26 protein-coding genes and 1 pseudogene are annotated in these 24871 nt (G+C 57.4%); 15 read left to right on the top strand and 12 right to left on the bottom strand.

From position 1 onward, the window contains the following. Positions 1-14: 14 nt before the first annotated feature. From ACR0AJ_RS15335 to deoD, 3 genes and pseudogenes are all read left to right on the top strand, one after another. Positions 15-1991: pseudogene (locus ACR0AJ_RS15335) on the top strand (methylmalonyl-CoA mutase family protein); the annotation flags it as partial. Positions 1992-2114: 123 nt separating this feature from the next. Then, on the top strand, positions 2115-2432 hold the full coding sequence (locus tag ACR0AJ_RS15330) for an H-NS histone family protein (protein WP_170361622.1): 318 nt from the start codon (positions 2115-2117) through the stop codon (positions 2430-2432). 17 nt (positions 2433-2449) lie between these two features. Further along, positions 2450-3163: a purine-nucleoside phosphorylase gene (gene deoD / locus ACR0AJ_RS15325; protein WP_170350604.1), complete on the top strand. Its 714-nt coding sequence runs from the start codon at positions 2450-2452 to the stop codon at positions 3161-3163. Between the two features lie 258 nt (positions 3164-3421). Here the strand turns inward: deoD and ACR0AJ_RS15320 are convergent, their stop codons facing one another. The 11 genes from ACR0AJ_RS15320 to ACR0AJ_RS15270 all read right to left on the bottom strand — a co-directional run bounded on the left by ACR0AJ_RS15320 (position 3422) and on the right by ACR0AJ_RS15270 (position 11042). Beyond that, positions 3422-3562 (bottom strand): hypothetical protein, encoded by a 141-nt coding sequence (locus ACR0AJ_RS15320; protein ID WP_170350605.1) that lies wholly within the window; start codon positions 3560-3562, stop codon positions 3422-3424. Positions 3563-3717: 155 nt separating this feature from the next. Continuing rightward, positions 3718-3966: a hypothetical protein gene (locus tag ACR0AJ_RS15315; protein ID WP_170412722.1), complete on the bottom strand. Its 249-nt coding sequence runs from the start codon at positions 3964-3966 to the stop codon at positions 3718-3720. A gap of 88 nt (positions 3967-4054) precedes the next feature. Continuing rightward, positions 4055-4834 (bottom strand): succinate dehydrogenase iron-sulfur subunit, encoded by a 780-nt coding sequence (locus ACR0AJ_RS15310; protein WP_170361401.1) that lies wholly within the window; start codon positions 4832-4834, stop codon positions 4055-4057. A 12-nt stretch (positions 4835-4846) separates the two neighbouring features. Beyond that, positions 4847-6655 carry a succinate dehydrogenase flavoprotein subunit gene (gene sdhA / locus ACR0AJ_RS15305; RefSeq protein ID WP_170377745.1) on the bottom strand — a complete coding sequence of 603 codons (1809 nt, stop codon included), beginning with the start codon at positions 6653-6655 and terminating at the stop codon, positions 4847-4849. Between the two features lie 22 nt (positions 6656-6677). Further along, positions 6678-7049 (bottom strand): succinate dehydrogenase, hydrophobic membrane anchor protein, encoded by a 372-nt coding sequence (locus ACR0AJ_RS15300; RefSeq protein WP_170350608.1) that lies wholly within the window; start codon positions 7047-7049, stop codon positions 6678-6680. Between the two features lie 11 nt (positions 7050-7060). After that, the gene (gene sdhC / locus ACR0AJ_RS15295) at positions 7061-7444 is read right to left on the bottom strand and encodes a succinate dehydrogenase, cytochrome b556 subunit (RefSeq protein ID WP_170350610.1); all 384 of its coding nucleotides are present in this window, start codon (positions 7442-7444) and stop codon (positions 7061-7063) included. 207 nt (positions 7445-7651) lie between these two features. Next, a complete protein-coding gene (locus tag ACR0AJ_RS15290; RefSeq protein ID WP_170551612.1) occupies positions 7652-8320 on the bottom strand; it encodes a DUF1194 domain-containing protein in 669 nt (222 codons plus the stop codon). A gap of 55 nt (positions 8321-8375) precedes the next feature. Beyond that, complete coding sequence (locus ACR0AJ_RS15285; protein WP_480648155.1) at positions 8376-9404, bottom strand: MaoC family dehydratase; 1029 nt, start codon at positions 9402-9404, stop codon at positions 8376-8378. Continuing rightward, on the bottom strand, positions 9404-9610 hold the full coding sequence (locus ACR0AJ_RS15280) for a DUF1737 domain-containing protein (RefSeq protein WP_170350615.1): 207 nt from the start codon (positions 9608-9610) through the stop codon (positions 9404-9406). The genes ACR0AJ_RS15285 and ACR0AJ_RS15280 overlap by 1 nt, the downstream gene beginning before the upstream one ends. Positions 9611-9622: 12 nt before the next feature. Continuing rightward, the gene (locus ACR0AJ_RS15275; RefSeq protein ID WP_170397171.1) at positions 9623-10177 is read right to left on the bottom strand and encodes an NnrU family protein; all 555 of its coding nucleotides are present in this window, start codon (positions 10175-10177) and stop codon (positions 9623-9625) included. A 7-nt stretch (positions 10178-10184) separates the two neighbouring features. Then, a complete protein-coding gene (locus ACR0AJ_RS15270; RefSeq protein WP_480741255.1) occupies positions 10185-11042 on the bottom strand; it encodes an HpcH/HpaI aldolase/citrate lyase family protein in 858 nt (285 codons plus the stop codon). A gap of 168 nt (positions 11043-11210) precedes the next feature. Between ACR0AJ_RS15270 and ACR0AJ_RS15265 the strand changes: the two genes are divergently transcribed. Then, on the top strand, positions 11211-11510 hold the full coding sequence (locus tag ACR0AJ_RS15265; RefSeq protein ID WP_480741254.1) for a hypothetical protein: 300 nt from the start codon (positions 11211-11213) through the stop codon (positions 11508-11510). Here the strand turns inward: ACR0AJ_RS15265 and ACR0AJ_RS15260 are convergent. Then, positions 11507-12262, bottom strand: a complete 756-nt coding sequence (locus ACR0AJ_RS15260) for a sulfite exporter TauE/SafE family protein (protein ID WP_480741253.1) — start codon at positions 12260-12262, stop codon at positions 11507-11509. The genes ACR0AJ_RS15265 and ACR0AJ_RS15260 overlap by 4 nt on opposite strands. Positions 12263-12423: 161 nt before the next feature. Here ACR0AJ_RS15260 and mdh point away from each other — a divergent pair, with 161 nt between their 5' ends. From mdh to lpdA, 11 genes are all read left to right on the top strand, one after another. After that, positions 12424-13386, top strand: coding sequence for a malate dehydrogenase (gene mdh / locus ACR0AJ_RS15255; protein ID WP_480741252.1), 963 nt, complete (start codon positions 12424-12426; stop codon positions 13384-13386). Between the two features lie 320 nt (positions 13387-13706). Next, entirely contained in the window at positions 13707-14900 is a 1194-nt protein-coding gene (sucC, locus tag ACR0AJ_RS15250) for an ADP-forming succinate--CoA ligase subunit beta (protein WP_170350625.1), read from the top strand. A gap of 42 nt (positions 14901-14942) precedes the next feature. Continuing rightward, positions 14943-15650 carry a class I SAM-dependent methyltransferase gene (locus ACR0AJ_RS15245; protein ID WP_170377761.1) on the top strand — a complete coding sequence of 236 codons (708 nt, stop codon included), beginning with the start codon at positions 14943-14945 and terminating at the stop codon, positions 15648-15650. Positions 15651-15683: 33 nt separating this feature from the next. Continuing rightward, positions 15684-16565: a succinate--CoA ligase subunit alpha gene (gene sucD, locus ACR0AJ_RS15240; protein ID WP_170350627.1), complete on the top strand. Its 882-nt coding sequence runs from the start codon at positions 15684-15686 to the stop codon at positions 16563-16565. Between the two features lie 3 nt (positions 16566-16568). Next, a complete protein-coding gene (locus ACR0AJ_RS15235) occupies positions 16569-17255 on the top strand; it encodes a hypothetical protein (RefSeq protein ID WP_170350629.1) in 687 nt (228 codons plus the stop codon). After that, on the top strand, positions 17252-17794 hold the full coding sequence (locus ACR0AJ_RS15230) for a DUF805 domain-containing protein (RefSeq protein WP_170350630.1): 543 nt from the start codon (positions 17252-17254) through the stop codon (positions 17792-17794). The genes ACR0AJ_RS15235 and ACR0AJ_RS15230 overlap by 4 nt, the downstream gene beginning before the upstream one ends. Positions 17795-17851: 57 nt before the next feature. Next, complete coding sequence (locus tag ACR0AJ_RS15225; protein ID WP_170350632.1) at positions 17852-18556, top strand: sulfotransferase family 2 domain-containing protein; 705 nt, start codon at positions 17852-17854, stop codon at positions 18554-18556. Positions 18557-18595: 39 nt separating this feature from the next. Then, positions 18596-21553 (top strand): 2-oxoglutarate dehydrogenase E1 component, encoded by a 2958-nt coding sequence (locus ACR0AJ_RS15220; protein ID WP_170350633.1) that lies wholly within the window; start codon positions 18596-18598, stop codon positions 21551-21553. A 3-nt stretch (positions 21554-21556) separates the two neighbouring features. Then, positions 21557-23068, top strand: a complete 1512-nt coding sequence (gene odhB, locus ACR0AJ_RS15215) for a 2-oxoglutarate dehydrogenase complex dihydrolipoyllysine-residue succinyltransferase (RefSeq protein ID WP_170377768.1) — start codon at positions 21557-21559, stop codon at positions 23066-23068. A gap of 2 nt (positions 23069-23070) precedes the next feature. Continuing rightward, positions 23071-23340 (top strand): hypothetical protein, encoded by a 270-nt coding sequence (locus ACR0AJ_RS15210; protein ID WP_480711457.1) that lies wholly within the window; start codon positions 23071-23073, stop codon positions 23338-23340. Between the two features lie 73 nt (positions 23341-23413). Then, a complete protein-coding gene (lpdA, locus tag ACR0AJ_RS15205; RefSeq protein ID WP_480648140.1) occupies positions 23414-24802 on the top strand; it encodes a dihydrolipoyl dehydrogenase in 1389 nt (462 codons plus the stop codon). Positions 24803-24871 lie beyond the last annotated feature (69 nt).

The raw sequence follows: 24871 nt of genomic DNA, 5'->3' as shown, positions 1-24871 counted from the left end.
CACCCGCAACACGAGGCCCAGCTATGACGCAGACGCAGAAAGATCGCCCTTGGCTCATCCGAACCTATGCCGGTCATTCCACCGCCAAGGCCTCAAACGCGCTGTATCGCGGGAATTTGGCGAAGGGACAGACCGGTCTTTCCGTGGCTTTCGACCTGCCGACGCAGACCGGTTACGACAGCGATCACACATTGGCGCGCGGCGAGGTCGGCAAGGTTGGCGTTCCGATCAGCCATCTGGGCGACATGCGGGTATTGTTCGATCAGATTCCGTTGGAACAGATGAACACCTCGATGACGATCAACGCCACCGCCCCTTGGTTGCTGGCGCTTTATATCGCTGTGGCCGAGGAACAAGGCGCGGACGTGTCCAAGCTGCAAGGCACCGTGCAGAACGACCTGATCAAGGAATACCTGAGCCGCGGCACCTATGTTTGCCCGCCAAAACCGTCGCTGAAGATGATCGCGGACGTGGCCGAGTATTGCTATACCAACGTGCCGAAATGGAACCCGATGAATGTGTGTTCCTATCACTTGCAAGAAGCCGGCGCGACACCCGAACAAGAGCTGGCCTATGCACTGGCCACGGCCATCGCCGTATTGGATGAGCTGCGCCCCCGCGTCCCAGCCGAGGATTTCCCGGCGCTTTGCGGTCGCATTTCGTTCTTTGTGAACGCGGGCATCCGCTTTGTCACCGAAATGTGCAAGATGCGGGCTTTCGTGGATCTTTGGGACGAAATTCTGCAACAACGCTATGGCGTCGAGGATTCAAAATACCGTCGGTTCCGCTATGGTGTTCAGGTCAACTCGCTGGGCCTGACCGAGCAGCAGCCCGAAAACAACGTCTATCGCATCCTGATCGAAATGCTTGCCGTGACCTTGTCGAAAAAGGCCCGCGCCCGTGCTGTGCAATTGCCCGCATGGAATGAAGCGTTGGGTTTGCCACGTCCGTGGGATCAGCAATGGTCGATGCGGATGCAGCAAATCCTGGCCTATGAAACCGACTTGCTGGAATATGGTGACCTGTTTGACGGCAACCCCGTCGTGGACGCTAAGGTTGAAGAGCTGAAAGCAGGCGCGCGGGCTGAATTGGGCAACCTCGAATCGATGGGCGGCGCGGTGGCGTCGATCGAATACATGAAATCCCGTCTGGTCGATTCCAACGCCGAACGCCTGAACCGGATCGAACGCAACGAAACCGTCGTGGTCGGGGTGAACAAATGGACACAGGGCGAACCCTCACCACTGGAGACCGAAGATGGCGGTATCATGGTTGTCGACCCTGCCGTTGAGCAAGAGCAGATCAACCGCCTGAATGAATGGCGCGCAGATCGTGACGACGCAGCCGTCAAGGCGGCTTTGGCCGCACTACGTGAGGCGGCGCGATCCGGCACCAACGTGATGGAACCGTCAATCGCCGCCGCCAAGGCAGGTGTCACCACCGGAGAGTGGGCTGAAGAAATGCGCAAGGTCTACGGCACCTACCGCGGCCCAACCGGCGTCTCAGGTTCGGTATCGAACAAGACCGAAGGGCTGGAGGATCTGCGCGCTGCTGTTGATGCGGTCAGTGACAAACTGGGGCGCCGCCTGAAATTCCTGGTGGGTAAGCCGGGATTGGACGGCCATTCAAACGGAGCCGAGCAAATCGCCTTCCGCGCCCGCGATTGCGGCATCGACATCAGCTATGAAGGCATTCGCCTGACGCCCGAGGAAATCGTCACGGCTGCCATTGAAGACAAGGCCCATGTCATCGGTCTGTCGATTCTGTCCGGCAGCCACATCCCATTGGTGCAAGACGTCATGACCCGCCTGCGCGAAGCCGGGCTGAACGATGTCCCTGTCGTGGTTGGAGGGATCATTCCCGATGATGATGCAGCGAAACTCAAGGCAATGGGCGTTGCCAAAATCTATACGCCCAAGAACTTTGAGTTGAATGTAATCATGGGCGATATCGTAACTCTGGTCGATCCGCAAAATATCGCGGCTGAATAGTTCAACCCTTTTTGGGAAATCTCTGTTTCTATTCCCCTTCACGAGGGGATAGATAAATTTCGGATTTGGAATTACGGTGGGCTATTGCGTCCACGTATGACGAAGTGCGGAACGGAGAAAAAAATGGCGATCAGCCTAGATAAAATGTCTCGAAAAGAACTGCTTGAATTGCGCGACAAGGTGGAAATCGCGCTTAAAAATGCGGAAAAGCGTGATCGCAAAGAGGCTTTGAAAGCGGCCGAAAAGGCCGCCGCTGAGTTCGGATTTTCACTTTCAGACCTGTCTGGCAATGGCTCAAAATTACCTAAGAGTTCAAAGGCCAACGCAAAGTACAAAAATCCCTCCAACCCCGAACAAACCTGGTCGGGCCGAGGCCGCAAACCGCAATGGGTTCATGACGCGTTAAAAGCCGGGGCAGATATTTCGGATTTGGAAATCTGACAGGAATTGAGTGAAAAATGACAATTCATATTGGCGCAGAAAAAGGTGAAATTGCTGAAACCGTTTTAATGCCCGGTGATCCCTATCGGGCGAAATGGGCGGCAGAGTCCTTTTTGCAGAATGCCAGGCTGGTCAATAATGTGCGGGGCATGCTGGGTTTCACCGGAACCTGGAAAGGACACCCGGTTTCAATTCAGGGCAGCGGCATGGGGATGCCGTCCTTGTCGATTTACGCCAATGAACTGATCCGCAATTTTGGTGCCAAAACCCTGATCCGCATCGGATCGTGCGGCGGGATGCAGGACAGCGTCAATATCCGCGATGTGATATTGGCGATGACCTCGACCACGCTCAGCACGCCATCACGCGGCATTCTGAAAGAACTTAACTTTGCCCCCTGCGCCGACTGGGGTTTGCTACAGGCGGCGGCTCAGGCGGCGGCTGCGAAAGGGACACCCACGCATATCGGCGGGATTTATTCGTCGGACGTGTTTTATGACGAACGACCTGATTTGAACGAACAGATGGTGCGACACGGCATTCTGGGGGTCGAGATGGAGGCCGCCGAATTGTATATCCTCGCCGCGCGTCACAATTGCCGCGCGCTGGCGGTTCTGACCGTGTCCGATCACCTGCTGACGGGTGAGGCACTGCCGTCGTCCGAACGCGAAAGCAGCTTTGGGGATATGGTGGAAATCGCGCTGCAAGCAGCATTTCCCGACGCGGCATAGCCACAGACAGGGCGAAAGATCGCCCTGCTGTCCTATTTCCCTTTCAGGCAACTGGTCGGTGTATCCGCGCCTTCGTGCTGTGCCCCGCAATAGGCACAAACCCAAACGCCTTCCTTGCGGTGTTGCCGCCATCGGCAATCACGCGTCAACGACGACGTACGTGATCGCCAGATAAAATAGGCGAACACTCCGGCCGCCAGTACTAACAACAGAATGGGCATGCTTATGCATTGCCCAATCCAAGGATAAATTCAAGCGTTAGGCGGCGTTTGCGTATTCGAACAATTCAGGCTCGTGAACCTCAGCCACCGGCGCAGGTTCCGGCGTGTAATAAGCCCAAGCTTGTTCCAACAGTTCCAGAGCTTCAGCAGCGTTCGTTTTTGAGTTTTGGTCGTGCATCGGAGCGATCCCGTTTCGGTTCCATCACTCCTCCCCTGTTGAAAGGTTAAGCAGTCCAACAACTGACTTCATCACATCTTTTTGCAATCTCGGCATGACAAAACTGCATAAAAGGCTGGCACTTGCATCTGCCAGCCTTTCTCGTTTTTCGCCAATTACGCGATCATACAAGCATTCGCTTTAGCGGCTTGTTCTTCGCTGACGCCGTTGCCGGAAACGAACACCTCAGTCTGCTTACCATCCTGAAGGGTGTATTGAGTGGTAAATGCCCCCCCAATTCCGGCCTGTTTTGCACAGTCTACCTGTTTGAATGCTAAGTCCGCCCGGTCGCTGCCCGATCCACCACACGCTGAAAGAATGGTGATGGCAGAAATTGACAAGGCTTTTAGTAGTCTTTGGGTCATTGATGTACTCCGATATTACAATGCCCGCATAACACGAAAAAACCCGGAGTGTTTCCACCCCGGGTTTTGTCTTCTTTTGTGGCTGTGATCAAACGGACCGATCGACCATCATCTTCTTGATCTCGGCAATTGCCTTGGCCGGGTTCAGCCCCTTGGGACAGGTCTTGGCACAGTTCATGATCGTATGGCAGCGATACAGCTTGAAGGGATCTTCCAGCTCGTCCAGACGCTCACCCGTGGCTTCATCGCGGCTGTCGATGATCCAACGATAGGCATGCAGCAACGCGGCGGGCCCAAGGTAGCGATCGCCGTTCCACCAGTAACTCGGGCACGAGGTCGAGCAGCTGGCGCACATCACACATTCATACAAACCATCCAGCTTTTTGCGGTCTTCGATCGACTGCTTCCACTCTTTCGCGGGGCGGTTGGTCTTGGTTTCCAACCACGGCATGATCGAAGCGTGCTGGGCATAGAAATGCGTCAGATCGGGGATCAGGTCCTTAACCACCGGCATATGCGGCAGCGGATAGATTTTCACGTCGCCCTTGATCTCATCCATACCGTAGATACAGGCCAGCGTGTTGATCCCGTCGATATTCATTGCGCAGGAACCGCAGATGCCTTCACGGCACGAGCGGCGGAAGGTCAGGGTCGGATCGATCTCGTTCTTGATCTTGATCAGCGCATCCAGAATCATCGGCCCACAGTTGTCCATATCGACGAAATAGGTGTCGAGCTGGGGGTTTTTGCCGTCATCCGGGTTCCAGCGATAAATCTGGAACTTACGCACATTGGTCGCGCCTTCGGGTTTGGGCCAAGTTTTGCCCGTCGTGATGCGCGAATTCTTTGGGAGGGTCAGTTGTACCATAAGTTCCTCTCCTTAGAACGTCCGCGCCTTCGGCGCGATTTTCTTGAGGCTGATGCCACCTTCTTCTTCAGTGGTCAGCGGATCGGCTATGACCGGGCGATAGCTGAGCTCAACCTTGTTGCCCTCAACCCGCGAAACAGTATGGACACGCCAGTTTTCGTCGTCACGCTCGGTGAAGTCTTCATGCGCATGGGCACCGCGGGATTCCTTGCGTGCCTCGGCACCAACGATGGTAGCCAGCGCGCTTGGCATCAGGTTGGTCAGTTCCAGAGATTCCATCAGATCACTGTTCCACACCAGCGAACGGTCGGAGACCTTCAGGTCGTCCATCTTGGCCGCGATCACCGTCATCTTTTCGACGCCTTCGGCCATGGTTTTGGCGGTCCTGAATACGGCTGCGTCTTCCTGCATGGTCCGCTGCATTTCAAGCCGCAGATCAGCGGTAGGGATTGCGCCGCTGGCATTCCGCACAGCATCAAACCGGTCAAACGCCTTATCAACCGACGCTTGGTTCAGAACCGGGTTCGACGCTTTGGCATCGACAACTTCACCGGCCCGGATCGCGGCCGCCCGGCCAAACACCACAAGGTCAATCAGCGAGTTCGAGCCCAAACGGTTCGCGCCATGGACCGAGGCACAACCCGCTTCACCCACGGCCATCAGGCCCGGTACAACAGCCGTTGGGTTATCGGCTGTGGGGTTCAGAACCTCGCCCCAATAGTTAGTCGGAATGCCACCCATGTTATAGTGCACGGTCGGTAGAACCGGGATCGGTTCCTTGGTCACGTCCACACCTGCAAACACACGCGCCGATTCCGAGATGCCCGGCAGGCGTTCCGCCAGCGCTTCGGCCGGTAGGTGGCTGAGATTCAGGTGGATGTGATCGCCGTTGTCACCATGGCCACGGCCTTCGCGGATCTCCATGGTCATCGAACGCGAAACATAGTCGCGCGGCGCGAGGTCCTTGTATTGGGGCGCGTAACGCTCCATGAACCGTTCACCTTCCGAATTGGTCAGGTAGCCACCCTCGCCCCGTGCGCCTTCGGTGATCAGGCAGCCCGAACCGTAGATGCCGGTCGGGTGGAACTGCACGAATTCCATATCCTGCAGCGCCAGGCCCGCCCGGGCCACCATACCGCCGCCGTCACCAGTACAGGTATGGGCCGACGTGGCGCTGAAATAGGCACGGCCGTAGCCGCCGGTCGCCAGTACCACCATCTTGGCGTTGAAGACGTGCATCGTTCCGTCGTCAAGCTTCCAGCAGACGACACCCTGACACTGCCCGTCCTCGGACATGATCAGATCGATGGCAAAGTATTCAATGTAGAACTCGGCGTTGTTCTTCAGCGACTGACCATACAGCGTGTGCAGGATCGCATGGCCTGTCCGGTCGGCTGCGGCACAGGTGCGCTGCACGGCAGGACCTTCGCCGAATTCGGTTGTGTGGCCACCGAAGGGACGCTGATAAATCTTGCCTTCTTCGGTCCGGCTGAAGGGCACGCCGTAGTGCTCCAGCTCATACACCGCTTTGGGTGCTTCACGGGCCAGATATTCCATCGCGTCGGTGTCACCCAACCAGTCCGAACCCTTGACGGTATCGTACATGTGCCACTGCCAGTGGTCCGGTCCCATGTTAGACAGAGATGCCGCGATGCCGCCCTGCGCCGCAACCGTGTGCGAGCGTGTCGGGAACACTTTGGTGACGCATGCAGTGCGTAGGCCCTGTTCGGCCATGCCCAGCGTCGCCCGCAGACCTGCACCACCTGCGCCTACGACAACGACGTCGTATTCGTGGGTTTCATATTCATATGCTGCTGTCATTGTTCTTGTTCCTTACCGCGCATCACAGGGCGAGCTTGACCAGAGCGAACAGCCCGGCCGCGATCAGCGTGTAGCCCAGGGCCCACATTGCAACGAGCGAGACTTTCTCGAGAACACCATGGACATAATCTTCGATGGTTTCCTGCGCCTCATACATCAGCTGTTGCATGCCCACGACCAAAGTCAGAGCGGTCACAATTGCCGGGAATGGGCGGCTGAAATAGGCGACGACTTCTTCGTATGTGCCGCCGATACCGGCCCCGAAGGTGAAGATGAAGATCGGAACCAGCACGGTCAGGATCATCGCCCGGACCATGGTGCGCCAATGTGTTTGTGTGCCGGATTTCCCTGCGCCCAGACCCTGCGCGCGTTTACGGTCAGTCAGATATCGCATGTGCCGCCCCCTTAAACCGCAATCACAGTGATAATGGTCAGGATGGTCGCACCGACGAACATGCCTAGACCCAGTTTCTCAGAGACCTCAACATCAAGGCAGTAGCCGAAATCCCAAAAGACGTGACGCAGACGACCCAGCGTGTGATACCAAAGCGCCCAGGTGGCCAAGGTCAGGAGGATGTCGCCGAACCAGCTGCGCAGAAAACCGTCGATGGCCAGAAACGCGCTTTCCGATGTCGAAGCGGCCAACAGCCACCAGACGATCAGGATTGCAACGGCAAAGGCGCCCAATCCCGAGAGGCGAACCATGATCGACGACAACGAAGTCATCTGGGGGCGATAGATCATAATGTGTGGCGAGAGCGGGCGGTTGCCCCGATTGACATCGGCCATGTCGGCTCCTCTTTCGTTGGCTACCGGTCGTTTTACTGTTTTTTGCCCTTCTGTCACGTGCTGCATGCGCAAAAATGGGTAAAAAGGGTTCAAAATAGCAGATTTCATCAGTTTGTGATCACGCAAAATAATACTGTGATCACGAAAACCCTTCCAAGCCTTGAATGTTAGCGTTTTCAGGGAACAAGCATTGTGATCACGAATCTGCTACTGCTGCTCCAAAGCCGCTGATTGCTGTGTAACTTCGCGCAACAGCTTCTTTCGAATCCGCTCGGGGTAATCGGCAAACCCCGCTGCCGACACCACAAATGCGCCCTCGCCGACAATGACATTTTCAAAGAAATAGGCGGTCAGGTCCGGTTCGCTTTCCTCGATCGCAATTGCGTTTACCGTCACCCCGCGTGTGCGCAACGCCCTGTGCGTCTCGGTTGGTTCAACACCCTCGTTCGACACCCCATCGCCCGAAATGTCTATCAGATGCCGTTTGCAATCCGCCACCGCATCGAAGCTGGACATGGTCATCTCAAGCGCCTCACCGATTGCGGTTGAAAAGTTGCGCCAAACCCTGGGGTCGTCGGCAACTTGATCGGCAAACCGTTCAAGCGTGTCAAAGCTATCGATCCGGGTCCACGGGATCGTCACCTTTTGACGCGAGGACCCGGTCCACTGCACCAGCATCAACTGTGCCTGCCCCCGCACCAGCGCCTCGGACACCAAGGGGTCGCGCAACCCGGCGGCCAGCCCATCCATCTGTATCCGGTATTCCGTCGTATCGACCGAACCGGATACGTCCACTGCCAAAGCCAACGCCAGATCGCACGCGACAGCGGGCGGCGTCAGAAACAGGAAGGCAGCAAGTGATCGAAGTAAGACCATGATCGCAGCCTAGCATGATTGACACAGGCTGCGATCAAATGAATGTGGGGCGTGCTCAGATTGGCATCAGCGCCCAATAATCAAGGTCCAACAGGACGTTCGGCTGATACCGGCCATCTTCGTTTTTCAGCGCAAACGGCTCTCCACCCTTTGTCGCGACCAGCCGCAGACGGATGGCACCCACGCCCGGCACACCAGTTTCGGCCTTGTCCAGAACCTCGGACCAAGCCTTGATTGTGTCGCCTGCGAAGCAGGGGTTGGCATGGGCGCCGCCGTTCAGGCCGACAATCATCTGCGCATTGGCCAGACCGTTGAACGACAATGTCCGCGCCATCGAAATTACGTGGCCACCATAAATCAAACGACCATCGGGCCGGAAGGTCAGGTCGAAATGCACTTTGGCTGTGTTCTGCCACAGCCGGGTGGCAAGCATATGCTCGGCCTCCTCCACCGTCACGCCGTCGACATGATCAATGGTTTCGCCAATCTCGTAATCACCCCAACGATGCGCCTCGCCCGATTGGGCAAAATCGTAATTCGAGAAATCCAACCCCGTAGGCACCACCAGGTCTTTGGGCTCAAGCACTTTTTTCAGGTCCGGTACAACCGCCTCGGGCGCGGGGGCGTCAAGGTTCGATTTGCGCACCATCACCCAACGGACATATTCGATGACAACCTCATCTCGTTGATTCAGGCCACGCGTGCGTACCCAGACCACGCCAGTCTTGCCGTTCGAATTCTGCTTGACCCCGATTACCTCGGATTCAGAGCGCAGCGTATCGCCCGGATAGACCGGCAACAGCCAGCGTCCCTCAGCATAGCCCAGATTGGCAACCGCGTTCAGCGAGATGTCTGGCACGGTCTTGCCAAACACCACGTGGAAAGCAGCCAGATCGTCAATCGGGCTTTGCTGCAAGCCGCAATTCCGAGCAAATTCATCCGACGAATAAAGCGCGTGCCGCGCCGGGTAGAGCGCATGATACAGCGCCCGCTCTCCGTCAGTTACAGTACGCGGCACGGCGTGATGCAGCACCTGACCAACAGAGTAGTCCTCGAAAAAGCGGCCCGGATTTGTCTTTGCCATTATTGCTGTCCCAGTTTCATATCGGAGGAATAGTCGGCCTCGACCTCTTTGGTCACAGCCTGCGCACACCGCATCATGCGGCTGTTTTCGTCATAGGCGTAAGACGGGTCGCCATACAGCTCCCACCCTTTTGCCAAGGCGTCTGACACTTTGTGGCAGAAGGCGGATGTGTCTTCCTCGGTCAGCAGGCGATAGAGTTTTGCCATGATGTCATTTCCTTAAGATGGGAACGGAGACGGACCAACCAGCCCGTGAATATAGCCGATCACACCCAACAACACGATCGAGGCGACAAAGAACATCGCGTCCTTGCCATAGGTACCGGGTTCACCGGGTGTCCAATCGGGCTCGGACTTGTTGATCACAATGACCTCGACAACAGCCCAGGCCAACAGCCCGCCGAACAGAATGATCGAGGCCAAATCGCCGTTAACCAGCAAATGCGCAAAAGCCCACAGCTTGAACCCGCCCAGCATTGGGTGGCGAAGCTTGTTCAACAGGCGACCCTTTGTGCCTGCGGGACTCATCATATAGATCGCGATCAACACCAACAGATTGTTTATGTGGATCATGAAGGATGGTGGTGCCCAGACGAAAACGGTATCGGTCATGCGATAGCCGAAGATCATCAGCAGGATTGCCACGACCAGCGCCAGCGCAACCGCGCCTTTGCCCGCGCTGCCCATCGCCGCGCGCTGCGCCGGCATGACGCGTTGGAACAGATGAGCGGCCCACCACAGTGCCACCCCAAGGATCAGAAGAACAAAGCCCATTGCTGGCTTACCCCGCTTGCAAAGCTAAAATCGCCTCTGCTTTTGCCAGAATTTCGCGGGCTGTTACAATATGCAGGTTTTCAACGATCTTCCCATCCACGACGGCAACGCCCTGCCCCTGTGCCTCGGTCTCTTCAAACGCTGCAATCTGACGGCGGGCCAAGTCAATCTCGGCCTCTGACGGCGCATAGGCCGCGTTGGTGATGTTGACCTGCGCCGGGTGGATCAGCGTCTTGCCGTCAAAACCCATGTCACGGCCTTGTTCGCATTCTGCGGCCAGACCAACCTCATCCTTGAATGCGTTATAGACACCATCCACGATGATCAGCCCATGGGCCTTGGCGGCCAACACGCACAGGCCCAGCGACGTCATCAACGGCAGACGGTCCGGACGGAACCGGGTTTGCAGATCTTTGGCCAGATCGTTGGTGCCCATGACAAAGCCTGCCATCAACGGATGCGCTGCAATCTCGGCCGCGTTCAACATCCCTTGCGGAGTTTCCATCATCGCCCAGATCGGCATGTCGCCGGTGATCGCGGCCAGCGCGTCCACGTCAGCGGCCGAACCCACCTTGGGCAACAACACGGCATCCGCGTCCATCTCGCGTACGGCTTCGGCGTCGGCACGGCCCCATTCGGTATCCAGCCCGTTGATGCGCACGATCCTGACCCGCTCGCCATACCCGCCAGCAGCCAGCGCCGCCTTGAGCGTTTCGCGCGCATTGGCCTTTTCGTCGGCGGCAACGGCGTCTTCAAGATCAAAGATGATCGCATCCACTGGCAGGGTGCGGGCCTTATCCAGCGCCCGATCGCGCGAGCCGGGGATATAGAGAACGGAACGATAGGGGCGCTGACGGGGGTCCATTGGCCTCTCCCTTTGAAAGAATGTTGCGCGGAATGGGGCATTTTTTGTCGGAAAGTTCAAGAGCAAAATCGCCGCGCTGCAGCATTTACGACGCAACGTGCGGAGCTTTAACCGGATTTCTGCCCGCCGGACGCACTCTGATTGCTATGGAATCGAAAGGGGTGCCTGATGAAAACGACGCTGTTCAAGATGACGATGGGCCTTGGGATCATGGTTCTGGCCGCACAACAAGTACAGGCCCGCACCTGTGCCCCGCGCGAGGACATAGTGAGGCGCCTGACCGAGACCTACGGCGAAACACGCCGCAGTATCGGCGTCGCGCGGCAAGGGACCGTGATGGAGATTTACGCTTCGGATCAAACCGGCAGCTGGACGATCACGGTGACATTGCCGGACGGGATAACTTGCCTGGTCGCCTCGGGCCAGGCCTATGATGATATAGCCGAGGCGCTGCCGCCCAACGTCTAGGTCAACGCGTCCCAGATCAGCTTGCTGCCGGTCAATGTCAGCAGCACATAGGCAATGCCAAAAAACAGGCGCTCGGACAGCATGAAATGCGCCCGGACGCCCAGCCAAGCACCCAGAATAGCAAAGGGCGTCAGCAGCAGGTCAACCCATGCGGTGTGCCAGGTGAACAGACCCAGATAGGCATAAGGCACAAACTTCGCGATATTGATGACCCAGAAAACCAGCACGGTCGACGCCTGAAACTGAGTCTTCGTCAAGCGCTGCGACAGCAGGTAGACCGCGGCCGGGGGCCCTCCGGCGTGGCTGACGAAACTGGTGAACCCGGCGATCAGACCCGCGAACAGCCCGGCAGGCGGTGGCAGGCGGTTGGCAAAACCGCGCACCCAGCCTTTGGTCTGCGAAAAATGCCAAATCACAAATCCGACAGAAATTCCGCCGATAAGCAATCGCAGCAGGTCATCGTTTGTGGCGCGGTACAACCACGCCCCCAGCGCAACCCCCGGCACAGCGCCCAGTATTAACAGCCGTGCATCCGGCCAGCTCCACCGTTTCCAGTATGGGCCAAGGGTGGCCACATCAATCACCATCAGGATCGGCAACATCAGCGCAAGCGCCTGCCCGGGTTCAAGTATCAGGGCCAGAATCGACGAGGACGCAAACGCCACCCCCGACCCGAACCCGCCCTTCGAGATTCCGGCAAAGACCACCGCAGGGATCGCCACGGCAAAAAACATCAAGTTCAATTCGAACATGTGGCGTCCTGCAAATTGGCCTGTCTAAAAGGCCGTTTAGCGCAATCACACGGCCGGGTGCAAATGGTATGCGGTTGCATGCCGCGCCCAAGGGTACTTGCGCGAAACCCATTTAACGACTAGCAAAACCGCGATTTCAAAACCGACCGGAGATAATCCAAATGGCCAGACCCAAGATCGCGCTGATCGGCGCAGGTCAGATCGGCGGCACGCTCGCCCACCTCGCAGCAATGAAAGAACTGGGTGACGTCGTCCTGTTCGACATCGCCGAAGGCACCCCCGAAGGCAAGGCGCTGGACATCGCTGAATCCGGCCCGTCCGAAGGCTTTGACGCCAAGCTGAAAGGCACTCAGTCCTACGAAGATATCGCTGGCGCCGACGTCTGCATCGTGACCGCTGGCGTCCCTCGCAAGCCGGGCATGAGCCGCGACGACCTGTTGGGCATCAACCTGAAGGTCATGAAATCTGTCGGCGAAGGCATTGCGGCCAACGCACCCGACGCGTTCGTCATCTGCATCACCAACCCGCTGGACGCGATGGTCTGGGCGCTGCGTGAATTCTCGGGCCTGTCGCACAACAAGGTCTGCGGTATGGCAGGTGTTCTGGATTCGGGCCGCTTTGCTCATTTCCTGGCCGAAGAGTTCAACGTCTCGATGAAAGACGTCACCGCGTTTGTTCTGGGCGGCCATGGCGACACTATGGTGCCGTCGGTCCGTTACTCGACCGTCGCCGGTATCCCACTGCCCGATCTGGTCGAGATGGGCTGGACCACGCAAGAGAAGCTGGACGCGATCGTGCAGCGCACCCGTGACGGCGGCGCCGAAATTGTTGGCCTGCTGAAAACCGGTTCGGCCTTCTACGCACCGGCCACGTCGGCAATCGAAATGGCCGAAGCCTATCTGAAAGACCAAAAGCGCGTCCTGCCCTGCGCAGCCTATTGCGAAGGTGAGCTGGGCGTCAGCGGCCTGTACGTGGGCGTACCCACCGTGATCGGCGCGGGCGGTATTGAAAGGATCGTCGACATCAACTTGAACGAAGAAGAGCAGGCTGGTTTCGACAATTCGGTCAACGCGGTGAAGGGCCTGATCGAGGCGTGCAAAGGCATCGACAGCTCGCTGGCCTGATCCCTTCTGTGAGAATTCTGAAAGCCGGTCCTTTTCAGGTCCGGCTTTTCTATTGCCCGTTTGCCCAAGTCCGAATGGAGCTACCGAAAATGTTGGCGCAAACGTTTTAAATTATGTTTTTGAATGTGTTTTTGGCAGGTTTGGTTTCAGATTCGAATCAAGTAACTGCCCGAGAATGAATTGTGATCACACCCCAAAAAACTGTGATCACAAATAACAAAAATCTACGCTAAAAAGCTCTTCGCCGTCAAAAAAGCCTTTATATTTGCGCTCTACAGCCCTCTATAACGGTGTAATCGTAGTCAGACGGGACAGTGTTGATGAACATTCACGAATATCAGGCCAAAGCTCTTCTTCGCAGCTATGGCGCTCCGGTCTCCGAGGGACGCGCGGTTCTGCGCGCCGAGGAAGCCAAAACCGCAGCCGGTGAACTGGACGGCCCGCTTTGGGTTGTCAAAGCGCAAATCCACGCAGGTGGACGCGGCAAAGGTAGCTTCAAAGAGGCCGATGCCGGTGAAAAAGGCGGTGTGCGTCTGACCAAATCGGTGGAAGAAGCCGCCGAAGAAGCCAAGAAGATGCTAGGCCGCACGCTGGTTACGCATCAGACCGGCCCGGCGGGCAAACAGGTTAACCGCATTTATATCGAAGCCGGTTCCGGCATCGAGCGTGAACTGTACCTGGCCCTGCTGGTGGATCGCCAGACCAGCCGCATTTCCTTCGTCTGTTCGACCGAAGGCGGCATGGACATCGAAGAAGTGGCCGCAGCCACGCCCGAGAAAATCCTGTCCTTCTCGGTTGACCCTGCAACCGGCTATCAGCCCTATCACGGCCGTCGCATCGCCTTCTCGCTGGGTCTGGAAGGCGCTCAGGTCAAGCAATGCGTCAAGCTGATGGGTCAGCTCTATAACGCTTTCGTCGAGAAGGACATGGAGATGCTGGAGATCAACCCGCTGATCGTGTCCGACAGCGGCGACCTCAAGGTGCTGGACGCCAAGGTCGGATTTGACGGCAACGCGGTCTACCGCCACCCCGACATCGCCGAACTGCGCGACACGACCGAGGAAGACCCCAAGGAACTCGAAGCCTCGAAATACGACCTGAACTACATCGCGTTGGACGGTGAGATTGGCTGCATGGTCAACGGCGCCGGTTTGGCGATGGCGACGATGGACATCATCAAGCTGTATGGCGCTGAGCCTGCCAACTTCCTCGACGTGGGTGGCGGTGCGACCAAAGAGAAAGTGACCGAGGCGTTCAAGATCATCACCTCGGACCCGCAGGTCAAAGGCATTCTGGTCAACATCTTCGGCGGCATCATGCGCTGCGACGTCATTGCCGAGGGCGTTGTCGCCGCGGTGAAAGAGGTCGGCCTGCAGGTTCCGCTGGTCGTGCGTCTGGAAGGCACGAATGTCGAGAAAGGCAAAGAGATCATCAACACCTCGGGCCTGGACGTGATCGCGGCGGACAACCTGAAAGACGGTGCCGAGAAGATCGTGAAGGCGGTTAAGGGGTAATCGCCACAGCTCATCGAACCTTAAACCAAACGGAGAACCGCTATGCGCAGTGGTTTGAGAGACACTTTTGAAACGCTGAGCTGGTCCGGACGCCGCAACGGACCGCGCTCGGGGCATGGGTCGACCCTTGCGGCGACCCGACCGCTGCGTGATGCGCTTCCGCGTATTTTTGACGAGTACAATGTCAAAACGTTTCTTGACGCGCCATGTGGTGATTGGACTTGGATGCAACATGTGGACCTGACCGGCATTCAATATGTCGGCGGGGACATTTCGCTGGAGGTTCTGGAAGAGGTCAAACAGCAGCATGCTGCTCCGGGACGCGAGTTCATGCACCTCGACATCACATCAGACACTCTGCCAAAGGCGGATATGATGATGTGCCGCGACTGTCTTTTTCATCTAAAATGGTGGTTGCGGTGGGCCTTTTTTGAAAACTTCGTCGCCAGCGGAATCCCGTATTTGCTGACGACGCGGCATTACATCCCCCAAAACCCCAGACTGCCAAGAAACGGAGGTTTCAAACGGTTCAACCCGTGCGTTGCACCCTTTAACTTTTCAGAACCGATCGAGACCGTCAGTGAAACGGGCGAAATCAACCTGGACCCCGAGTTTATGCTGACGCGAGAAGGTCAGAAACAACGGTCTTTGGGGATTTGGTCCCGAGACCAGGTCATCGACGCCGTGGCACGACGCGGTTCTGATCCCGACCAAAACGAGACTCGCAGCGCTGGTGATCAAAACATCTAGCGCGCTAACATTAATCACTATGGAGGCCACGAAATGGCAGTCCTCATCGATGAAAATACCAAAGTGATCTGTCAGGGCTTTACCGGCTCGCAGGGCACATTTCACAGCGAACAGGCCATCGCCTATGGCACCAAGATGGTCGGCGGCGTGACCCCTGGAAAAGGTGGGATGACCCATCTCGACCTGCCCGTGTTCAACTCGGTCCACGAAGCCAAGCACGTGACCGAAGCCAACGCCTCGGTGATTTACGTTCCGCCTCCATTTGCGGCTGACTCGATCCTCGAAGCGATTGATGCCGAGATGGAGGTGATCGTCTGCATTACCGAAGGCATCCCGGTTCTGGACATGATGAAGGTGAAACGCGCGCTGGAAGGCTCAAGCTCGCGCCTGATCGGTCCGAACTGTCCTGGCGTGATTACGCCGGATGCCTGCAAGATCGGCATCATGCCCGGTCACATCCACAAGCGCGGTTCGGTCGGCGTTGTGTCCCGTTCGGGCACCCTGACCTATGAGGCCGTCAAGCAGACCACCGATGTGGGTCTGGGCCAGTCCACCTGCGTGGGCATCGGCGGCGACCCGATCAAAGGCACCGAGCATATCGACGTGCTGGAATGGTTCCTGGCCGATGACGAAACCGAGTCGATCATTATGATCGGTGAGATCGGTGGCTCAGCCGAGGAAGAAGCCGCGCAGTTCCTGGCGGATGAGGCCAAGAAGGGCCGCAAAAAGCCAACCGCAGGTTTCATCGCAGGCCGTACGGCCCCTCCGGGCCGCCGCATGGGCCACGCGGGCGCAATCGTCGCCGGCGGCAAAGGTGGAGCTGAGGACAAGATCGAAGCCATGCGCTCGGCCGGTATCGTCGTGGCCGAAAGCCCGGCGCAACTGGGTGAGGCGGTGCTGGAAGCGATTGGGTAAACTGTGAACTGGGGTACAAGAACCCTTATTGGCCTTGTGGCTGCCGTCTCGGCAGCCACAACTGCCCCAGCTGTCGCCGACAGCTCAAAATTCGCTTCGGAAACCGTGGCGGCTTGTCAATCCGCCATTGATCTGGTGACGGTAACGGATAACCTGATCAAGATTGGTTGGACTCACGCTGTTCCAGCAGAACTTGATGACCGCGCAATAAAGTCTTTTGCCGCATCGTTGCTTTCAGAACAGTTTGGTTATGGGGACGTTGCTGATCCGCGCATAGTAAGAACATGGGAACTTGCGTTAAAAAATGCCGCCGGTACACGCAATCTAGTAACTTTCGAAGGCACAGAACAAAAAGACCGTTGGTTTGTAAAATTGCAAACTGGGAGTGTTTTACGCATCAGCACTGATGAGTATAACACCTACAGTCAATTACGTTGCCTGATTGCACTCAAGGATGAAGACTCGCCAGTGACATTTGAGCGTTTGCTTGGGGGTTCAGGACGCGACCCTGCGACTTTGCCTCCGGTGTACCGTCTCAGATCTCAATCTTATGAAAGCAATGGCCTAAAACGGGTTCTGAACAGTGCAGTACTGAACACCGAGCGCATTTCAACCGTTTCGGACATTGGGATAGATGTGTCCTCCATTTTCTCAACCTATGTCACGAAACAGGCAGAGAACTCAAAATGACCTTCTCCGACGCCATCCGCACCTGTTTCTCGAAATTCTTCACCTTCTCGGGTCGTGCCTCGCGGTCTGAATATTGGTTCTTTTTCCTGTTCATCGTGATCTGGAGTATCATCGCCGGGATCATTGATGCACAGTTCTTCACTCAGGTTGCTGTGACTGAAACTGAAACATCCAAATCTGTCACCGCCACGTCTTCGGCACCCGTGCAAAGCATCGTTAGCCTGATCGTTTTCTTCCCGCATCTGGCGGTCGCTTGGCGGCGGATGCATGATACAGGGCGCAACGGGCTATACGCATTGCTGCCGATCCTGCTGATCCTCGGGGCCTTTGCGGTTCTGATCTTTGGTATCGGTCTTGCGTCGCATTTTCAGCACGGCGGCAGTCTGGACATCCTGTTCACCCGCGCCACGCTGCTGATCGTAGTTCCGACGTTGATCGTTCTGTTTGTGTCTCCTCTTCTGGTGTTGTGGTGGCTAACCCGCCCAAGTCAGCCAGGTGTCAATAAATACGGCCCCAATCCAATTGAGGTGCCCCAGTGAACGGACTTGGTATGCAAAAAAGGTCGCGGCCATCTTCTTCCGGAAAGGACCGTTGAAATGGTTCTTGTGTGCCACAAGCATAAATTCATCTACCTCAAGACTACAAAGACGGCTGGCACGTCGACGGAAAAGGTCCTTCAGCCGCTTTGCGAAAAGCCGGGTCTGGGGGAACTGGAAAACGGCAAGGTCAGGATCTCAAAATACGGGATCGTCGGGGCACGGGGGCCTGGGCGGCTTGAACCGCATCCGGATTGGCAGTTCTGGCGCAAGCACAAATACCCATGGCGCAACCACATGCCGGCCTGGGAAGTCAAAGAGAACCTTGGGGCCGAAACATTCGACGAATACACCAAAATCGCAAATGTCCGCGATCCTTTTGACCGAGCGGTGTCTCAGTTTCATTTCATGAAATACCAGCAGAACCTGCCCTCGGAAGATCCGAAAACGGAATTTGAGCAGTTCAAATCGTTCATCTTGTCGGGAACCTGGTCCATCGATTGGAAGATTGTCTCGATCGACAACATTTTGATCGTGGATCGCTTTATTCGAAAGGAACATCTGGTTGCCGACCTGAACGGTATTTTCGCTGATTTTGGCCTGCCGGAAAACAGTTTTAACCTGGGGCATGACAAATCGATGAAGGAACGACGAAAAGGAATACCTGTGCCAGAGTATTATGACACCGAAACGATCGATACTGTCCGACGAAACATGGCCTGGGTGTTTGACAAGCTGGGCTACCCCGACAGCCCGCAGCACTGAGACCAAAACCGAAACCGCCAGCCCATTCGAGGTTCGCACATGACCGAACATACGCCCAATTCCGCATTTCACGCCTCTAGCTTTATGCAGGGGCACAATGCCGAGTATCTGGAACAGCTTTATGCCCAGTACACCAAGAATCCCGGCGCGGTGGATGCCGCCTGGGCCGAGTTCTTCAAGGCCATGGGTGACGCTACGCCGGACGTGCAGCGTGAGGCCGAGGGGCCATCCTGGGCGCGCACCGACTGGCCGCCGATGCCAGCCGATGACCTAACCGGCGCGCTAACCGGCGAATGGGCCGAGATCGACGCCAAGGCAGCGGGCCAAAAGATCAAGGAAAAGGCTGCGGACAAGGGCGTTGCCGTCAGCGACGATCAGATCAAGCGCGCGGTGCTGGACAGCCTGCGGGCGCTGATGCTGATCCGGGCCTACCGTATCCGGGGCCATCTGGCCGCCAATCTGGACCCGCTGGGCATGCGCACGGCCAGTACACACCCCGAGCTGGACCCCAAAACCTATGGCTTCACCGAGGCCGACATGGACCGTCCGATCTTTATCGACAACGTGCTTGGCCTGCAGATGGCAAGCATGCGCCAGATCGTTGAGATCGTGAAACGCACCTATTGCGGCACCTTCGCGCTGCAATACATGCATATCTCTGATCCCGAACAGGCCGCGTGGCTGAAGGAACGGATCGAAGGCTATGGCAAGGAAATCGCCTTCACCAAGGAGGGCCGCAAGGCGATCCTGAACAAGATGGTCGAGGCCGAAGGTTTTGAGAAATTCCTGCACGTCAAATACATGGGCACCAAGCGCTTTGGTCTGGACGGCGGCGAGGCCCTGATCCCGGCGATGGAGCAGATCATCAAACGCGGTGGCGCCCTGGGCGTTCGGGACATCGTGATCGGCATGCCGCACCGGGGCCGCCTGAACATTCTGGCCAACGTGATGCGCAAGCCCTATCGCGCGATCTTCAACGAATTCCAGGGGGGCAGCTTCAAGCCCGAAGACGTGGATGGTTCGGGCGACGTGAAATATCACCTCGGCGCCTCCAGCGACCGTGAGTTTGATGGCAACTCGGTCCACCTGTCACTGACCGCGAACCCATCGCACCTTGAGGCGGTGAACCCGGTGGTGCTGGGCAAGGTCCGCGCCAAGCAAGACCAGTTGAAAGACGATGACCGCACGACAGTGATGGGCATCCTGCTGCATGGCGACGCGGCATTTGCCGGTCAGGGTGTTGTGGCCGAAGGCTTTGGCTTGTCGGGTCTGCGCGGGCACAAGACCGGCGGCACCATGCACATCGTGGTCAATAACCAAATCGGTTTCACCACAGCTCCGCACTTCTCACGCTCCAGCCCATATCCCACGGATATCGCGCTGATGGTCGAAGCACCAATCTTCCACGTGAACGGTGACGACCCCGAGGCCGTCGTACACGCCGCCAAGGTCGCAACCGAGTTCCGCCAGAAGTTCCACAAAGACGTCGTGATCGACATCTTCTGCTATCGCCGGTTTGGTCACAATGAGGGCGACGAGCCCATGTTCACCAATCCGATCATGTATAAGAAGATCAAAACCCATAAGACCACACTGTCGCTGTACACCGAGCGTTTGGTCAAGGACGGCCTGATCCCCGAGGGTGAGATCGAGGATATGAAAGCCGCCTTTCAGGCCCATCTGAACGATGAGTTCGACGCGGGCAAAGACTACAAACCCAACAAGGCTGACTGGCTGGACGGGCGCTGGTCACATCTGGACAAGAACAAAGAGGAGTATGTGCGCGGCGAAACCGCGATCACGCCAGACACTCTGGTCGAGATCGGCAAGGCCCTGACGCATGCACCCGCCGACGTTGCCCTGCACAAGACCGTCGGGCGGTTGCTGGATCACAAGAAGAACATGTTCGACAGCGGCAAGGGCTTTGACTGGGCCACGGGCGAGGCGCTGGCCTTTGGCTCGTTGCTGACCGAAGGGTTCCCGGTGCGCCTGTCCGGTCAGGACGCAACACGCGGCACCTTTAGTCAACGTCACTCGGGCTTTGTGCATCAGGAAAGCGAAGAGCGGTACTACCCGCTGAACAACATCCGTGCAGGCCAGTCGAAATACGAAGTGATCGACTCGATGCTCAGCGAATACGCTGTACTGGGTTTCGAATACGGGTTTTCATTGGCCGAACCGAACGCACTTACCCTGTGGGAAGCGCAGTTCGGAGACTTTGCCAACGGTGCGCAGATCATGTTCGATCAGTTCATCAGCTCGGGCGAAAGCAAATGGCTGCGCATGTCCGGTCTGGTCTGCCTGCTGCCGCACGGGTTTGAAGGGCAAGGGCCCGAACACTCATCCGCACGGCTTGAGCGGTTCCTGCAGATGTGCGGCCAGGATAACTGGATCGTGGCGAATTGTACGACGCCTGCGAACTACTTCCACATCCTGCGCCGTCAGCTGCACCGCACCTTCCGCAAACCGCTGATCCTGGTGACGCCTAAATCGCTGCTGCGCCACAAGCTGGCGGTCAGCACTGCCGACGAATTCACCACAGGCTCAAGCTTCCACCGGGTGCTGTGGGATGATGCACAACACGGCAATTCGGACACCAAGCTGGTCAAGGATGACAAGATCAAGCGGGTCGTGATGTGTTCGGGCAAGGTCTACTATGACCTGCTGGAAGAACGCGACGCCCGCGGGATCGACGACGTCTATCTGATGCGGATCGAGCAGTTCTACCCCTTCCCCGCCCACTCGCTGATCAATGAGCTTGAGCGTTTCAAAGGGGCCGAGATGGTCTGGTGTCAAGAAGAACCCAAGAACCAGGGCGCCTGGACCTTTATCGAACCCAATATCGAATGGGTGCTGACCCGCATCGGCGCCAAACACACAAGGCCGATTTATGTCGGCCGCGCAACCTCGGCTTCGCCCGCGACGGGTCTGGCCAGCCAACACAAAGCTCAACAAGAGGCGCTTGTGAACGAAGCGCTGAGCCTCGAAGGAAAGTAAACGATGACCATTGAAGTTCGTGTACCTACGCTAGGCGAATCCGTCACCGAAGCTACGGTTGCCACCTGGTTCAAGAAACCTGGTGACGCTGTGGCCGTGGATGAGATGCTCTGTGAGCTTGAAACCGACAAGGTAACGGTCGAGGTTCCAGCCCCCGCTGCCGGTGTGATGGGCGAAATCGTCGCTGCCGAAGGTGAAACCGTAGGCGTTGACGCATTGCTGGCCACCATCACCGCAGGCGAAGGTGCTGCTCCGGCACCCGCCGCTGCCCCGGCCCCTGCTGCCGCGCCTGCAGCGGCCGCTGGTGGCGGCAGCGTCGATGTGATGGTGCCCACTTTGGGTGAATCCGTTACCGAGGCTACCGTTTCGACCTGGTTCAAACAGGTTGGCGATGCCGTGGCGCAAGACGAAATGTTGTGCGAATTGGAAACCGATAAGGTCTCGGTTGAGGTTCCGGCACCGGCTGCTGGTGTTCTGGCGGAAATCGTAGCGCCCGAAGGCACCACCGTGGACGCCTCGGCCAAGCTGGCCGTGATTTCGGGTTCGGGTGCTGGAGCCGCCCCGGCCGCAGCCCCAGCCGCCGCAGCAGCGCCTGCAGCAGCCACCGCTGGTAAAGACGTGGCCAATGCACCCTCGGCTGAGAAAGCGATGGCCGAGGCTGGTTTGTCCGCCGATCAGGTTACAGGTACTGGCCGCGATGGCCGCATCATGAAAGAGGACGTGGCCCGCGCCGCATCGGCCCCCGCAGCCGCTGCTGCGGCCCCAGCGCCTGCGCCTGCACCTGCACCGCGCGCACCGGTCGCAGCAGGTGATGCCGCGCGCGAGGAACGGGTCAAGATGACCCGCCTGCGCCAGACCATCGCCAAGCGTCTGAAAGACAGTCAGAACACCGCCGCCATGCTGACCACTTATAACGAGGTGGACATGACCGAGGTGATGGCCCTGCGTAACCAGTACAAAGACCAGTTCGAAAAGAAGCACGGCGTGCGTCTGGGCTTTATGTCTTTCTTCACCAAGGCCTGCTGCCACGCGCTGAAAGAAGTGCCTGAAGTGAATGCGGAAATCGACGGCACCGACATCGTCTACAAGAACTTTGTCCATATGGGCGTTGCCGCCGGAACGCCGACCGGTCTTGTGGTTCCGGTTATCCGCGACGCGGATTCGATGTCCTTTGCCCAGATCGAAAAAGCCATCGCCGAAAAAGGCAAGCGCGCCCGTGATGGCAAGCTGTCAATGGAGGAGATGCAGGGCGGCACCTTCACCATCTCGAATGGCGGTGTCTATGGCTCGCTAATGTCCTCGCCGATCTTGAACCCCCCGCAATCGGGGATCCTGGGCATGCACAAGATTCAGGACCGTCCGATGGCAATCAACGGTCAGGTCGTGATCCGTCCGATGATGTATCTGGCCCTGTCCTATGACCACCGGATCGTTGACGGCAAAGGCGCCGTGACCTTCCTTGTCCGTGTAAAAGAGGCGCTGGAAGATCCGCGCCGCCTGCTGATGGATCTGTAATTATGGCAACGCATGTATTGTGGCAGGCCGATGTGGCCGATTTCGATGCCTGGCTGAAAGTGTTTCGTGAGGATACGCCAATGCGCAAGGCTGCGGGTATCCGCGACCTGCACGTCTGGCGTGACCCGGATCAGGCCGACCATGCCATCGCCATGTTCGAAGTCACGGATCTGGAAAAGGCGCGGGCATTTTTCGGCTCGGAGGAGCTGGCGATGCACCACGAGCGGGGCGGCATCGCCCATATCACGATCAAGCTGCTGGAACCGGTTTGAAGTAAGCACAGCATGATCCAACCACTTTGGATCATGCGGCCACCGGCCAATCCGGTCGACTTAGGAGAGTAAAATGGCAAATTATGATGTCATCGTAATCGGCGCTGGCCCCGGCGGCTATGTCTGCGCCATCCGTTGCGCCCAGCTGGGCCTGAAAACCGCCGTTGTCGAAGGGCGTGAAACGCTGGGAGGCACCTGTCTGAACGTGGGTTGTATCCCGTCAAAGGCGCTGCTGCACGCTTCACATCAATTGCATGAGGCCGAGCATAACTTTGCCAAAATGGGCCTCAAGGGCAAAAGCCCCTCAGTCGACTGGAAACAGATGCAGGCCTACAAGGAAGAAACCATTGAGGGCAACACCAAAGGCATCGAGTTCCTGTTCAAAAAGAACAAGATCGACTGGCTGAAAGGTTGGGGCTCGATCCCTGCTGCTGGTCAGGTCAAGGTGGGGGATGAGGTTCACTCGGCCAAGAACATTATCATCGCCTCGGGGTCTGAACCGTCCTCGCTGCCTGGTGTAGACGTTGACGAAAAGGTTGTCGTGACCTCGACTGGTGCGCTGTCACTTGGCAAGATTCCCAAGAAGATGGTCGTGATTGGTGCCGGTGTGATCGGGTTGGAACTTGGCTCGGTTTATCAGCGATTGGGGGCCGAAGTGACGGTGATTGAGTTCCTCAAGGAAATCACACCGGGCATGGACCCCGAGGTTCAGAAGACTTTCCAGCGCATTCTCAAGAAACAGGGCTTGAAGTTTGTGATGGGCGCAGCGGTGCAAAAGACCGAAGCGACCAAAACCAAGGCCAAGGTCACCTATAAACTTCTGAAAGACGACAGCGAGCATGTGATCGACGCGGATACCGTGTTGGTCGCCACCGGGCGCAAGCCGTTCTCTGACGGGTTGGGACTGGAGGCTCTGGGGGTCGAAATGACACCGCGCGGTCAGATCAAAGTTGGCAGCGACTGGCAGACAAACGTACCGGGAGTCTACGCCATCGGCGACGTGACCGAAGGCCCGATGCTGGCCCACAAGGCCGAGGATGAGGGCATGGCCGCTGCTGAACAGGTCGCGGGTAAACATGGACATGTAAATTACGGTGTTATCCCCGGCGTGATCTACACATGGCCCGAGGTCGCCAATGTTGGTGAAACAGAAGCAACGCTCAAGGAACAAGGTCGTTCATACAAGGTCGGCAAATTCATGTTCATGGGCAACGGTCGCGCCAAGGCGAACTTTGCCGCCGATGGCTTTGTCAAAATTCTGGCCGACAAGGACACGGACCGCATTCTGGGCGCGCACATCATCGGCCCGGCAGCGGGCGATCTGATCCACGAGGTCTGCGTGGCTATGGAATTTGGCGCCTCAGCCGAAGACCTGGCCCTGACCTGCCACGCCCACCCGACCTATTCGGAAGCTGTGCGCGAGGCTGCGCTGGCTTGTGGTGACGGTCCGATCCACTCGTAGGACAGCACTGACTCAACCGGAGTTAGCGAGGCTCTGCCTCGCGCTCCGAGATATTTTGGCAAGATGAAA

Source organism: Ruegeria sp. CJ9 (assembly GCF_056536625.1).
The sequence above is the reverse complement of the archived record's forward strand: the minus strand, read 5'-3'. Positions and strand labels throughout refer to the sequence as shown.

Excerpts from the sequence above, each read along its gene's own strand:
- ACR0AJ_RS15330 (WP_170361622.1), top strand. The coding sequence starts at position 2,115 with ATGGCGATCAGCCTAGATAAAATGTCTCGAAAAGAACTGCTTGAATTG.
- deoD (WP_170350604.1), top strand. The coding sequence starts at position 2,450 with ATGACAATTCATATTGGCGCAGAAAAAGGTGAAATTGCTGAAACCGTT.
- ACR0AJ_RS15320 (WP_170350605.1), bottom strand. The coding sequence starts at position 3,562 with ATGCACGACCAAAACTCAAAAACGAACGCTGCTGAAGCTCTGGAACTG.
- ACR0AJ_RS15315 (WP_170412722.1), bottom strand. The coding sequence starts at position 3,966 with ATGACCCAAAGACTACTAAAAGCCTTGTCAATTTCTGCCATCACCATT.
- ACR0AJ_RS15310 (WP_170361401.1), bottom strand. The coding sequence starts at position 4,834 with ATGGTACAACTGACCCTCCCAAAGAATTCGCGCATCACGACGGGCAAA.
- sdhA (WP_170377745.1), bottom strand. The coding sequence starts at position 6,655 with ATGACAGCAGCATATGAATATGAAACCCACGAATACGACGTCGTTGTC.
- ACR0AJ_RS15300 (WP_170350608.1), bottom strand. The coding sequence starts at position 7,049 with ATGCGATATCTGACTGACCGTAAACGCGCGCAGGGTCTGGGCGCAGGG.
- sdhC (WP_170350610.1), bottom strand. The coding sequence starts at position 7,444 with ATGGCCGATGTCAATCGGGGCAACCGCCCGCTCTCGCCACACATTATG.
- ACR0AJ_RS15290 (WP_170551612.1), bottom strand. The coding sequence starts at position 8,320 with ATGGTCTTACTTCGATCACTTGCTGCCTTCCTGTTTCTGACGCCGCCC.
- ACR0AJ_RS15285 (WP_480648155.1), bottom strand. The coding sequence starts at position 9,404 with ATGGCAAAGACAAATCCGGGCCGCTTTTTCGAGGACTACTCTGTTGGT.
- ACR0AJ_RS15280 (WP_170350615.1), bottom strand. The coding sequence starts at position 9,610 with ATGGCAAAACTCTATCGCCTGCTGACCGAGGAAGACACATCCGCCTTC.
- ACR0AJ_RS15275 (WP_170397171.1), bottom strand. The coding sequence starts at position 10,177 with ATGGGCTTTGTTCTTCTGATCCTTGGGGTGGCACTGTGGTGGGCCGCT.
- ACR0AJ_RS15270 (WP_480741255.1), bottom strand. The coding sequence starts at position 11,042 with ATGGACCCCCGTCAGCGCCCCTATCGTTCCGTTCTCTATATCCCCGGC.
- ACR0AJ_RS15265 (WP_480741254.1), top strand. The coding sequence starts at position 11,211 with ATGAAAACGACGCTGTTCAAGATGACGATGGGCCTTGGGATCATGGTT.
- ACR0AJ_RS15260 (WP_480741253.1), bottom strand. The coding sequence starts at position 12,262 with ATGTTCGAATTGAACTTGATGTTTTTTGCCGTGGCGATCCCTGCGGTG.
- mdh (WP_480741252.1), top strand. The coding sequence starts at position 12,424 with ATGGCCAGACCCAAGATCGCGCTGATCGGCGCAGGTCAGATCGGCGGC.
- sucC (WP_170350625.1), top strand. The coding sequence starts at position 13,707 with ATGAACATTCACGAATATCAGGCCAAAGCTCTTCTTCGCAGCTATGGC.
- ACR0AJ_RS15245 (WP_170377761.1), top strand. The coding sequence starts at position 14,943 with ATGCGCAGTGGTTTGAGAGACACTTTTGAAACGCTGAGCTGGTCCGGA.
- sucD (WP_170350627.1), top strand. The coding sequence starts at position 15,684 with ATGGCAGTCCTCATCGATGAAAATACCAAAGTGATCTGTCAGGGCTTT.
- ACR0AJ_RS15230 (WP_170350630.1), top strand. The coding sequence starts at position 17,252 with ATGACCTTCTCCGACGCCATCCGCACCTGTTTCTCGAAATTCTTCACC.
- ACR0AJ_RS15225 (WP_170350632.1), top strand. The coding sequence starts at position 17,852 with ATGGTTCTTGTGTGCCACAAGCATAAATTCATCTACCTCAAGACTACA.
- ACR0AJ_RS15220 (WP_170350633.1), top strand. The coding sequence starts at position 18,596 with ATGACCGAACATACGCCCAATTCCGCATTTCACGCCTCTAGCTTTATG.
- odhB (WP_170377768.1), top strand. The coding sequence starts at position 21,557 with ATGACCATTGAAGTTCGTGTACCTACGCTAGGCGAATCCGTCACCGAA.
- ACR0AJ_RS15210 (WP_480711457.1), top strand. The coding sequence starts at position 23,071 with ATGGCAACGCATGTATTGTGGCAGGCCGATGTGGCCGATTTCGATGCC.
- lpdA (WP_480648140.1), top strand. The coding sequence starts at position 23,414 with ATGGCAAATTATGATGTCATCGTAATCGGCGCTGGCCCCGGCGGCTAT.